The sequence below is a fragment of the Streptomyces sp. E2N166 genome, assembly GCF_003671715.1.
Lineage (GTDB): Bacteria > Actinomycetota > Actinomycetes > Streptomycetales > Streptomycetaceae > Streptomyces > Streptomyces thinghirensis.
Map to the genome: position 1 here is coordinate 642,410 of NZ_RAIF01000032.1, position 10,322 is coordinate 652,731.

Below are 10,322 nucleotides of genomic sequence, written 5' to 3' on the forward strand. Positions count from 1 at the left end.
CGGCGGGCCCTCGGAGTGCGGGTCGCGGCCAGGGCGGCGCCCGCCGCGAGCCACAGCACGCCGTGGTTGGCGCTACGGCTCAGCCGGGGCAGCAGGGGGTCGGCGCCGGGCCAGGTGCGGGCGGCGACGGCCTCGAACACACGCTGGTCCAGCCGCAGGAAACCGTTGCGGACCGGATGCGGGCCGGGCGTCGGGGCGGTGAGGTCTACGTCGGGGCTCATGCGTTCCGCCTACCCTGCGGAACGCGTTTCCTGCGGGTGGTGCGCCCCATGTACGGCAGCTCAGGCCGCGGAGGATGAAAACGGTTTGCCCCAAGCGTGCCCGGAGCCGCAGAATCCGGTCCCATGGGTCATCTCGAAGCCGCGCACCTGGAGTACTACCTCCCCGACGGGAGGGCGCTGCTCGGCGACGCGTCCTTCCGGGTGGGGGAGGGGGCCGTCGTGGCCCTCGTCGGACCCAACGGGGCGGGCAAGACCACCTTGCTCCGCCTGCTGTCCGGGGAGCTGAAGCCGCACGGCGGGACCGTCACCGTCGGCGGCGGCCTCGGAGTGATGCGGCAGTTCGTGGGCTCCGTCCGGGACGAGACGACCGTACGCGACCTGCTCGTGTCCGTGGCGTCGCCCCGCATCCGCGAGGCCGCGCGCGCCGTCGACGCCGCCGAGCACGGGATCCTGACCGTCGACGACGAGGCCGCCCAGATGCGCTACGCGCAGGCGCTCGCCGACTGGGCCGAGGCGCAGGGGTACGAGGCCGAGACCCTGTGGGACATCTGCACCACGGCCGCGCTGGGCGTGCCGTACGACAAGGCCCAGTGGCGGCAGGTGAGCACCCTGTCCGGCGGTGAGCAGAAGCGGCTGGTGCTGGAGGCGCTGCTGCGCGGCACCGACGAGGTGCTGCTGCTCGACGAGCCGGACAACTACCTCGACGTACCCGGCAAGCGCTGGCTGGAGGAGCGGCTGAAGGAGACCCGCAAGACGGTGCTCTTCGTCTCCCACGACCGGGAACTGCTCGCCCGCGCCGCCCAGAAGATCGTCTCCCTGGAGCCCGGCCCCGCGGGTGCCGACGCCTGGGTGCACGGCGGCGGCTTCGCCACCTTCCACGACGCCCGGCGCGAGCGCTTCGCCCGCTTCGAGGAACTGCGCCGCCGCTGGGACGAGAAGCACGCCCAGCTGAAGAAACTGGTGCTGACACTGCGTCAGGCCGCCGCGGTCAGCCACGACATGGCCTCCCGTTACGCCGCTGCCCAGACCCGGCTGCGCAAGTTCGAGGAGGCCGGTCCGCCGCCCGAGCCGCCGCGCGAGCAGGACATCCGGATGCGGCTGAAGGGCGGCCGCACCGGCGTCCGCGCCGTCACCTGCGAGCAACTGGAACTCACCGGCCTGATGAAACCCTTCGACCTGGAGGTCTTCTACGGCGAACGGGTCGCCGTCCTCGGCTCCAACGGCTCCGGCAAGTCGCACTTCCTGCGCCTGCTCGCCGGCGACGACGTGGCACACACCGGGAACTGGAAGCTCGGGGCGCGCGTGGTGCCCGGCCACTTCGCGCAGACCCACGCACACCCGGAGCTGCTGGGCCGCACGCTCCTGGACATCCTGTGGACCGGGCACGCCCAGGACCGGGGCGCCGCCATGTCCAGGCTGCGCCGCTACGAACTGACCCAGCAGGCCGAGCAGACCTTCGAGCGGCTCTCCGGCGGCCAGCAGGCCCGCTTCCAGATCCTCCTGCTGGAACTCCAGGGCGTCACCGCCCTGCTGCTCGACGAGCCGACCGACAACCTCGACCTGGAATCGGCCGAAGCCCTCCAGGAGGGCCTGGAGGGCTTCGAGGGCACGGTCCTCGCGGTCACCCACGACCGCTGGTTCGCCCGCTCCTTCGACCGGTACCTCGTCTTCGGCAGCGACGGACGCGTCCGCGAGACGCCGGAGCCGGTCTGGGACGAACGGCGGGTGGAGCGGGCCCGCTGACGCCCGCGCGCGGAGGTCACTTCCAGCGCAGCAGCGCCCCCAGACCGCCCACCGGAGCCTTCTGAGCGGCCTCGGACGGCAGGGCCGGCGTCACGGAGATCGCGGGGGCGCCGGTCATCACCGCCGAGCGCAACAGGGCGTCGTCCGCGCGGGCCGACCAGGAGTTCTGCTCGCCGAGCGTCTTCAGCTCCGTACGGCGCACCGCCAACTGGTCGGCCTCCTCGCCGATCCACACCTCGCGGTGCGTGTCGGGGGCGTCCGGGATGACCAGCAGCTCGTCGATGCGGTGCTCCCGGGCCGCCTCGACCAGCGCGGGCACGCCCTCCGCGGCACCGGCCCGGCCCTCGCCGTCCGGTGTGCGGGCGGCCAGGAAGCGGTCCAGGTCCTCCCGCGCGCGCGAGCGGACATGGTCGTCCCGCAGTCCCTCCACCTCGTCGTCCAGCAGCCTGCTGCCGGCGCCGCGCGAGGCCTCGGCGATGCGGTCCTGCAGCCGTTTGGGAAGCCGCTCGTGCACGGACCGCCGTTCCCGGTCGTCACCCACCAGGATCAGCAGATCGGCGCCCGTCTCCTCCTGGCACACGGCGAGCGCGTCCGCGATCTCCGCCGCGTTGTGCTCCCAGGTGTTCTCCACCCGCAGCTGGAAGTGGCGCTCCGACCAGTCGACGCTGCTCGTGCGGTGCACCGGCCACTGCCGGCCGGTCACGCCGCCCGCGTCCGAGCTGCCCAGCGCGCTGCGCAGCTCGAAGTCGGCGCCCTTGCGGTCGACGTACGCCACCACGCACACCGGGTCCTCACCGGCCAGGTCCAGCAGCGGTGCCACGTGCGGCAGCGGCGCCCAGTCGGCGGTGGTCCCCCCGTACGGGGGCCGGGCCAGCGGCGGGTCGAGGACCACCCGCCCGGCGCACGCGAACAGCGCCCGCCCGTGCGGGTCGGTGGCGTGGCGCAACTCCTCCACCGCCTCCTTCACGGCCCGGCAGGTCGCGTCGTCCGCGCCCTGTTCCGCCAGCTCCCGGGCCACCGCGGCGGCCGTCAGCTCACGTTCGTGGGGGGTGTCCTCCGTGTGCCGGGAGAGATCGACGTACACGGAGGCCCAGGGGCCCTGATGTTCGTAAAGGGGATGCAGAAACGCGAGATCCATGGCTCCCTCCCGGGTGCCGCTCGGGGGTGGTAGTGCTGCGGGGGCGGGTACCCGGACCGCATGAACGAACACGACACGCGTGACGACACCACTACCGGCGGCGTGGACCCGGGCCGCCTGGACGACCAACAGCTCATGAAGGAGCTGGCGACAATCCACCGCACGCGCCACGACACCTTGCTGTACGGGTCGAACGACGCGCTGCGGGTCCACAACGACCGGATGGCGCAGCTGGAGGGCGAGTGGCTGCGCCGCAACCCCCGGCGCCCGGTCGCAGCGGGCCGCACCCGCGAAGGCGCCCGGGAACGGGGCTGCGGGGAGGGCACCACCTCCGGCGGCTGACCGCGCCGCCCGGGCACACCTGGCTCCGGCTCTTCCGGTGCGGCGGGCGCGCGTGGGGCCCGGCCCTCCGGCGCGATCGGGGCGCACCGGTGAGCCGGGCCCGGCGAGAGGCCCGCGCCTCGTTTCTCAGCCGCCCGCCTTGGCGAACTCCGCGAGGAAGGTCTCGCAGAACGCCTCGAGGTCGTCCGGCTTGCGGCTGGTGATCAGCACGTTGTCGCCGTGGTCGCAGACCTTCACCTGTTCGTCGACCCAGGTGGCCCCGGCATTGCGCAGGTCGGTCTGCAGACTGGGCCACGAGGTCACGACCCGGCCGCGTACGACGTCCGCCTCGACGAGCGTCCACGGCGCGTGGCAGATCGCGGCCACCGGCCGGCCCTGCTCGAAGAAGTCCCTGACGAACGCCACGGCCTTCTCGTCCATCCGCAGGAAGTCAGGATTGGCCACGCCGCCGGGCAGGACAAGCCCGCCGAACGAATCGGCCGACGTGTCGCCCACCGCCTCGTCCACCGGGAACGTGTCCGCCTTGTCGAGGTGGTTGAAGCCCTGGACCTCACCGGACTGCGTGGAGACGAGCACGGGCTCGTGACCCGCGTCCTTCGCCGCCTGCCAGGGCTCGGTCAGTTCCACCTGCTCCACGCCCTCGGGCGCGGTCAGAAACGCGATGCGCATGTGATTCGGATTCCTTTCCTGGCGCGTCGGCCGGTGTCGCCGCCCGGCGCGCGTGAGTCGTTCGGCCGCGGGGGAGGCGCGGCGCGTCTCAGCCGCCGCCCCGGGCGTCCGGTTCCGCACGGCTGATGTCGGCGAGCGCCGATGAGGGGTCCCGGGCCTCGGCCAGATCGCCGAGGCTCACCATCCCGACCGGCAGCCCGTCCTCCACGACGGGCAGCCGCCGTACGGCGTGCTCGCGCATCAGCGCCACCACGTCCGCGACCGGGTCGTCCGGGGAGACCGTCAGCGGGTCGTGCGTGCAGATCGCCCGGACGCCCACCCCCATCGGGTCGAGGCCCTCCGCCACCGCCCGCACCGCGATGTCACGGTCGGTGAGCAGGCCCACGACCTCCTGCCCGTCCGCGACCACCACGTCACCGATGTTCTGCGTGCGCATCAGCTGCGCCGCCTCGACGAGGGAGGAGTCCGGACGGACGGCGGTCACGCCCGGCGTCATGACGTCCCGCACGTACTCGGCCGTGTGCTCGGCCATCGGAGCCATTGAAGGCCCGCCCTTTCCGGCGCCTATGCGCCCTGCGTCCCGGTGGGTCCGGACCCGCCGTTCTCGGTCAGGGCCACCGCCAGTTCCTGGACGTTGTCGTAGCGCGCCTTGTGCGGCAGCCGCTCCAGTCCCTCGACGAGGGCGTCGGGCGCGTGGCCGCGGCGCAGCGCCCGGGTCAGTTCCCGCGGGCTCGCGGGGAAGGTGCCCCGGGTCAGGTTCCGGGCCAGTTCGAGCCGGAGGGCCTCCAGGTACGTCGGTCCGCGGCCCGGTGTCACCGGTCCGTAGGTGACGTCCGGGTCGTCCTCGGCAGCAGGTTCCGGGTCGTGCCACTCCTCGGTACGGGTGGGGTGCCCGGACCTGAGCAGACCCTGCAGTTCGTGCTTCATCTCGTCGTCGCGGTGGACGCTCATCCGGTCACTGCCTCGCTGCATGTCTCCCTCCAGGTCCTTCAGGGGTGCCGACCGCGTACCCGGACACCGAAGGCCGACACGGATTCATCCGGACGGGTCCGGTCCGATTTTCCCGGGCACGCTGCGTGCCTCCGTGCGCACCGCGGGTTTGCCCGGCGGGCCCGGGGAACCCGGCTCCCGCCACCACCCCCCACGCCCACCCCTTATCGGGAAGGACGGACCATGGCGGTGCTGCTCGCTGTGTTCATCCCGGTCCTCATGCTCGGCGTGGTGCTGGCCCTCGGCCGCTACGAGGAACTGATGCTGCCCGACACCGCGGCCCCGCCCGACGACGCCGACGTGGCCGCGCGAACGGATCAGTAATCGAGAAGCGAGGCCCACCGTGCTCCGTCTAGCGTGTCCCTGCTGACCCGCTCGACAGATGGAGACACCGATGAGCAGCGCGAGGAGAACGGACCAGCAGGCGGCCGTACCGCATGTCGCGGACAGTCACGACCTGATCCGTGTGCACGGTGCCCGCGAGAACAATCTCAAGGACGTCAGCATCGAGATTCCCAAGCGCCGGCTGACGGTGTTCACCGGCGTCTCCGGCTCGGGCAAGAGCTCACTGGTGTTCAACACGATCGCCGCCGAGTCGCAGCGGCTGATCAACGAGACCTACAGCGCCTTCGTACAGGGCTTCATGCCGGCGCTGGCCCGGCCCGAGGTCGACGTCCTCGACGGCCTGACCACCGCGATCATCGTGGACCAGCAGCGGATGGGCGCCGACCCCCGCTCCACGGTCGGCACCGCCACCGACGCCAACGCCATGCTGCGCATCCTCTTCAGCCGGCTCGGGGACCCGCACATCGGACCGCCCAGCGCCTACTCCTTCAACACCGCCTCCGTCCGGGCGAGCGGCGCGATCACCGTCGAGCGCGGCAACAAGAAGGCGGTCAGGGCGACCTACGAGCGCACCGGCGGCATGTGCACCAACTGCGAGGGCCGGGGCAAGGTCTCCGACATCGACCTCTCCCAGCTCTACGACGACTCCAAGTCGCTCGCGGAGGGCGCCTTCACGATCCCCGGCTGGAAGTCGGACAGCCAGTGGACCGTGCAGGTCTACGCCCAGTCCGGCTTCGTGGACCCGGACAAGCCGATCCGCGAGTACACCGAGAAGGAGCTGCGGGACTTCCTCTACGGCGAGCCGGTCAAGGTGAAGGTCAGCGGCGTCAACCTCACCTACGAAGGACTGATCCCGAAGATCCAGAAGTCGTTCCTGTCCAAGGACAAGGAGGCGATGCAGCCGCACATCCGGGCGTTCGTGGAGCGGGCCGTCACCTTCACCACCTGCCCGGAGTGCGACGGAACCCGGCTCAGCGAGGGCGCCCGGTCGTCGAGGATCGGGAAGATCAGCATCGCCGACGCCTGCGCGATGGAGATCCGCGACCTGGCCGAGTGGGTCCGCGCTCTCGACGACCCGTCGGTGGCGCCGCTGCTCACCGCGTTGCGGGACACCCTCGACTCGTTCGTGGAGATCGGCCTCGGCTACCTCTCGCTCGACCGTCCGGCGGGCACCCTGTCGGGCGGCGAGGCGCAGCGCGTGAAGATGATCCGCCACCTCGGCTCGTCCCTCACCGACACCACGTACGTCTTCGACGAGCCCACCATCGGCCTGCACCCGCACGACATCCAGCGCATGAACGACCTGCTGCTGCGACTGCGGGACAAGGGCAACACGGTGCTCGTCGTCGAGCACAAGCCGGAGACGATCGCGATCGCCGACCACGTCGTCGACCTCGGCCCGGGCGCCGGCACGGCGGGCGGCACCGTCTGCTTCGAGGGCACCGTGGAGGGGCTGCGGGCCGGCGACACCGTCACCGGCCGCCACCTCGACGACCGGGCCTCGCTCAAGGAGACGGTCCGCGAGCCCACCGGGACGCTGGAGATCCGCGACGCCACGACGCACAACCTCCAGGGCGTCGACGTCGACGTCCCGCTCGGCGTGCTCTGCGTGGTCACCGGCGTGGCGGGCTCCGGCAAGAGCTCCCTGATCCACGGCTCGGTCCCGGCCGGCGCCGACGTCGTCTCGGTCGACCAGAGCCCGATCAAGGGCTCCCGGCGGAGCAACCCGGCCACGTACACCGGACTGCTCGACCCGATCCGCAAGGCCTTCGCCAAAGCCAACGGCGTCAAGCCGGCCCTGTTCAGCGCCAACTCCGAGGGCGCCTGCCCCACCTGCAACGGCGCCGGTGTCATCTACACCGACCTGGCGATGATGGCCGGCGTCGCCACGCCCTGCGAGGACTGCGAGGGGAAGCGGTTCCAGCCCTCGGTACTGGAGTACCGCCTCGGTGGCCGCGACATCAGCGAGGTCCTCGCGATGTCGGTGGCGCAGGCGGAGGAGTTCTTCGGCACCGGCGAGGCCCGCACTCCGGCCGCGCACAAGATCCTCGACCGGCTCGCCGACGTCGGGCTCGGCTACCTCACCCTCGGCCAGCCGCTCACCACCCTGTCCGGCGGGGAGCGCCAGCGGCTCAAGCTGGCCACCCACATGGGCGACAAGGGCGGCGTCTACGTACTCGACGAGCCGACCACCGGCCTGCACCTCGCCGACGTCGAGCAGCTGCTCGGCCTGCTCGACCGCCTCGTCGACGCCGGCAAGTCGGTCATCGTCATCGAGCACCACCAGGCGGTCATGGCACACGCCGACTGGATCATCGACCTCGGCCCGGGCGCCGGCCACGACGGCGGCCGGATCGTCTTCGAGGGCACCCCGGCCGACCTCGTCGCCGACCGCTCCACCCTCACCGGCGAGCACCTCGCGGCGTACGTCGGCGCCTGACCGCGAACGCTCCCGCGGCGCCGGTACCGGGATCACCCGGCGTCGTGGGATCGTGGTGGGGTGACGACCTTGGAGGACCTGGTCCGGCTGCGCCGGGCCCGCGACCTGATGGACCGCGAGTACGCCGAGCCGCTCGACGTGCCGGCGCTGGCACGCGTCGCCCTCATGTCGGCCGGCCACTTCTCCCGCAGCTTCCGCGCCGCCTACGGGGAGACGCCCTACAACTACCTGATGACGCGCCGGATCGAGCGGGCCAAGGCACTGCTGCGGCGCGGCGACCTGTCCGTCACGGAGGTCTGCTTCGAGGTCGGCTGTACCTCGCTGGGGTCGTTCAGCTCGCGGTTCACCGAACTGGTCGGTGAGAGCCCGAGCGCGTACCGGGCCCGCGACCACGCCGACGGCGCCGGCATCCCGGCCTGTGTCGCCAAGATCTACACGCGACCGGTCAGGAACGGAGAAGCGAAGCCCACGCCCCCGCCCGTAGCGTGAGACGCATGGACATCAACCTCTCGCAGTGCTTCATCGCCGTCGACGACCACGACAAGGCGCTCGCCTTCTACCGCGACGTACTCGGACTGGAGGTCCGCAACGACGTCGGGTTCGAGGGCATGCGCTGGGTGACCGTCGGCTCCCCGGCCCAGCCCGGCGTGGACATCGTCCTCGAACCCCCGCTCGCGGACCCGAACGCCTCGGCCGCCGACAAGGAGGCCATGGCCGAGCTGCTGGCGAAGGGACTGCTGCGCGGCGTCATCTTCACCACCGAGGATGTCGACGCGACCTTCGAACGCGTCCGGGCCGCGGGCGCCGAGGTCCTCCAGGAGCCGGTCGACCAGCCCTACGGCGTCCGCGACTGCGCCTTCCGCGACCCCTCCGGCAACATGCTGCGCTTCAACCAGCCGCGCAAGGGGTGACCGCCGCTACCGCGATCACCCCTTCTCCCGCCCCGGCAGAAACTCCTGCGCCTTCGCCCTGAGCCCCTGCCTGATCACGGGCCCCCCGGTCCGCGTCGCCTTGAGGACGGAGACGGCCGTCGCCTGCATCTGCTCCCGGGTGGCGTGCGGCGGGACCGGGGGCACGGCGGGGTCGGTGAGGAACTCGAGCACCGCCGGGCCGTCCGCCGCGAGGCCCGCCCGGCAGGCACCCCGGCGCTCACGTGAGATGGGGGTGAGGTCGGCGGCAAGTGGTACGGGTGACCCCGGCTCCGCGCGGAGAACATCCGGGTGTTTGCCCTGGGGGTCAGGGGGCAGGTGCAAATTCAGTGCTTCGGACAGGAGGCACGTCCGTGGGAGCGGCGCGACGCCGTTCCGGACGCGTCCGTCCGGGCCGGACGCCTCCCACGGTGACCGCCCGACCCCAAGGGCCGTGTTGTCGTACCGGTGCCGGCCGCTCCGCGCGCCGGAGGTTCTGTGAACCCCGGGCGCCGTCCGCGCCGGCCGGGCCATCGCCCGGCGCGACGACGGGCCCCGCGCTCCGAGGGAGTTGCGACGCACCATGCCGATCCACGCCAGCGTGAAGCACCCGCACGACGACGCCCCCGACACCGACGACGCCTTCCGCCGACTCACCACCCTTCCCGACGGCCCGGAACGCGACGCGGTCCGCGACCGGATCGTCGAGGCCTGGCTCCCCATGGCCGAACGGCTCGCGGGACGGTTCCGCAGCCGCGGCGAGAGCTACGAGGACCTGCGCCAGGTCGCGGCGCTCGGCCTGGTCAAGGCCGTCGACCGGTACGACCCCGAGCGCGGCAACGCCTTCGAGAGCTACGCCGTGCCGACGATCACCGGCGAGATCAAGCGCCACTTCCGCGACCACATGTGGACCCTGCACGTGCCGCGCCGGGTCCAGGACCTGCGCAACCGCGTGCGCTTCGCCGGCCAGGACCTGTCCCAGACCATCTCGGGGCGCAGGCCCACCGTCACCGAGATCGCCGAGCACGCCGATCTGAGCGAGGAGGACGTCCGGATCGGACTGGAAGCCCTGGAGAGCTTCACGGCCCTGTCCCTGGACGCCGAGCTCCCCGGCAGCGAGGACGGCTACTCACTCGGCGACGCCCTCGGGGCTTTGGACCCGGCCCTCGACACCGTCGTCGACCGCGAGGCCGTCAAGGACCGCCTCGCCGCCCTGCCCGAGCGGGAACGGGCCATCCTTTACATGCGCTTCTTCGACGACATGACCCAGAGCCGCATCGCCGAACAGCTCGGCATCTCCCAGATGCACGTCTCCCGCCTGATCAGCCGGTGCTGCGACCGGGTGCGGGAACAGGTCCTCCGGGACCCGGCGGTCTGAGCGCGGGGGCCGGCCCCGCGCTCCTGCCACGGCGCCGCGGTCACGCCCCGAGACGGAGGTCCGTGACGGCCGCGGGTGGGCCGAAACCTCCGTCTCACCCGCTCGGGGGTCCCGTTCCCGCGAACGGCTCACGGTGGCGCGCGGACCC

11 protein-coding genes and 2 pseudogenes are annotated in these 10,322 nt (G+C 72.2%); 7 read left to right on the top strand and 6 right to left on the bottom strand.

Annotated elements, in window-relative coordinates; translation table 11 throughout:
• A pseudogene (locus tag EBH09_RS39370) lies at positions 1 to 221 on the bottom strand (phosphoesterase); the annotation flags it as partial.
• Positions 222 to 344: 123 nt separating this feature from the next.
• On the opposite strand from EBH09_RS39370, the gene EBH09_RS30085 reads away from it, so the two are divergent.
• On the top strand, positions 345 to 1,964 hold the full coding sequence (locus tag EBH09_RS30085; RefSeq protein WP_121750047.1) for an ATP-binding cassette domain-containing protein: 1,620 nt from the start codon (positions 345 to 347) through the stop codon (positions 1,962 to 1,964).
• Between the two features lie 16 nt (positions 1,965 to 1,980).
• On the opposite strand, the gene EBH09_RS30090 is transcribed toward EBH09_RS30085, so the two are convergent.
• The gene (locus EBH09_RS30090; RefSeq protein WP_121750048.1) at positions 1,981 to 3,102 is read right to left on the bottom strand and encodes a Vms1/Ankzf1 family peptidyl-tRNA hydrolase; all 1,122 of its coding nucleotides are present in this window, start codon (positions 3,100 to 3,102) and stop codon (positions 1,981 to 1,983) included.
• A 60-nt stretch (positions 3,103 to 3,162) separates the two neighbouring features.
• Here EBH09_RS30090 and EBH09_RS30095 point away from each other — a divergent pair, with 60 nt between their 5' ends.
• Positions 3,163 to 3,444, top strand: coding sequence for a DUF6158 family protein (locus tag EBH09_RS30095; protein WP_121750049.1), 282 nt, complete (start codon positions 3,163 to 3,165; stop codon positions 3,442 to 3,444).
• Positions 3,445 to 3,570: 126 nt separating this feature from the next.
• Here the strand turns inward: EBH09_RS30095 and EBH09_RS30100 are convergent, their stop codons facing one another.
• The 3 genes from EBH09_RS30100 to EBH09_RS30110 all read right to left on the bottom strand — a co-directional run bounded on the left by EBH09_RS30100 (position 3,571) and on the right by EBH09_RS30110 (position 5,085).
• Positions 3,571 to 4,113 carry a type 1 glutamine amidotransferase domain-containing protein gene (locus EBH09_RS30100; protein ID WP_121750050.1) on the bottom strand — a complete coding sequence of 181 codons (543 nt, stop codon included), beginning with the start codon at positions 4,111 to 4,113 and terminating at the stop codon, positions 3,571 to 3,573.
• 88 nt (positions 4,114 to 4,201) lie between these two features.
• Positions 4,202 to 4,645 (bottom strand): CBS domain-containing protein, encoded by a 444-nt coding sequence (locus EBH09_RS30105; RefSeq protein ID WP_121751074.1) that lies wholly within the window; start codon positions 4,643 to 4,645, stop codon positions 4,202 to 4,204.
• Between the two features lie 32 nt (positions 4,646 to 4,677).
• Positions 4,678 to 5,085, bottom strand: a complete 408-nt coding sequence (locus EBH09_RS30110) for a DUF2795 domain-containing protein (protein ID WP_121750051.1) — start codon at positions 5,083 to 5,085, stop codon at positions 4,678 to 4,680.
• Positions 5,086 to 5,286: 201 nt separating this feature from the next.
• Here EBH09_RS30110 and EBH09_RS38020 point away from each other — a divergent pair, with 201 nt between their 5' ends.
• From EBH09_RS38020 to EBH09_RS30125, 4 genes are all read left to right on the top strand, one after another.
• Positions 5,287 to 5,427 carry a hypothetical protein gene (locus tag EBH09_RS38020; protein WP_193776610.1) on the top strand — a complete coding sequence of 47 codons (141 nt, stop codon included), beginning with the start codon at positions 5,287 to 5,289 and terminating at the stop codon, positions 5,425 to 5,427.
• A 70-nt stretch (positions 5,428 to 5,497) separates the two neighbouring features.
• Positions 5,498 to 7,888 (top strand): excinuclease ABC subunit UvrA, encoded by a 2,391-nt coding sequence (locus EBH09_RS30115; RefSeq protein WP_121750052.1) that lies wholly within the window; start codon positions 5,498 to 5,500, stop codon positions 7,886 to 7,888.
• 60 nt (positions 7,889 to 7,948) lie between these two features.
• On the top strand, positions 7,949 to 8,377 hold the full coding sequence (locus tag EBH09_RS30120; RefSeq protein WP_121750053.1) for a helix-turn-helix transcriptional regulator: 429 nt from the start codon (positions 7,949 to 7,951) through the stop codon (positions 8,375 to 8,377).
• A 5-nt stretch (positions 8,378 to 8,382) separates the two neighbouring features.
• Entirely contained in the window at positions 8,383 to 8,799 is a 417-nt protein-coding gene (locus EBH09_RS30125; protein WP_121750054.1) for a VOC family protein, read from the top strand.
• 15 nt (positions 8,800 to 8,814) lie between these two features.
• Here EBH09_RS30125 and EBH09_RS30130 read toward each other — a convergent pair.
• A pseudogene (locus tag EBH09_RS30130) lies at positions 8,815 to 9,021 on the bottom strand (thiamine pyrophosphate-requiring protein); the annotation flags it as partial.
• A gap of 358 nt (positions 9,022 to 9,379) precedes the next feature.
• Between EBH09_RS30130 and EBH09_RS30135 the strand changes: the two are divergent.
• Positions 9,380 to 10,174 carry an RNA polymerase sigma factor SigF gene (locus tag EBH09_RS30135; protein WP_121750055.1) on the top strand — a complete coding sequence of 265 codons (795 nt, stop codon included), beginning with the start codon at positions 9,380 to 9,382 and terminating at the stop codon, positions 10,172 to 10,174.
• Positions 10,175 to 10,322 lie beyond the last annotated feature (148 nt).

Bases quoted from the DNA above. Each gene is read 5' to 3' on its own strand.
- EBH09_RS30095 (WP_121750049.1), top strand. From the start codon at position 3,163: ATGAACGAACACGACACGCGTGACGACACCACTACCGGCGGCGTGGAC.
- EBH09_RS30100 (WP_121750050.1), bottom strand. From the start codon at position 4,113: ATGCGCATCGCGTTTCTGACCGCGCCCGAGGGCGTGGAGCAGGTGGAA.
- EBH09_RS30125 (WP_121750054.1), top strand. From the start codon at position 8,383: ATGGACATCAACCTCTCGCAGTGCTTCATCGCCGTCGACGACCACGAC.
- EBH09_RS30085 (WP_121750047.1), top strand. From the start codon at position 345: ATGGGTCATCTCGAAGCCGCGCACCTGGAGTACTACCTCCCCGACGGG.
- EBH09_RS30090 (WP_121750048.1), bottom strand. From the start codon at position 3,102: ATGGATCTCGCGTTTCTGCATCCCCTTTACGAACATCAGGGCCCCTGG.
- EBH09_RS38020 (WP_193776610.1), top strand. From the start codon at position 5,287: ATGGCGGTGCTGCTCGCTGTGTTCATCCCGGTCCTCATGCTCGGCGTG.
- EBH09_RS30115 (WP_121750052.1), top strand. From the start codon at position 5,498: ATGAGCAGCGCGAGGAGAACGGACCAGCAGGCGGCCGTACCGCATGTC.
- EBH09_RS30110 (WP_121750051.1), bottom strand. From the start codon at position 5,085: ATGCAGCGAGGCAGTGACCGGATGAGCGTCCACCGCGACGACGAGATG.
- EBH09_RS30105 (WP_121751074.1), bottom strand. From the start codon at position 4,645: ATGGCCGAGCACACGGCCGAGTACGTGCGGGACGTCATGACGCCGGGC.
- EBH09_RS30135 (WP_121750055.1), top strand. From the start codon at position 9,380: ATGCCGATCCACGCCAGCGTGAAGCACCCGCACGACGACGCCCCCGAC.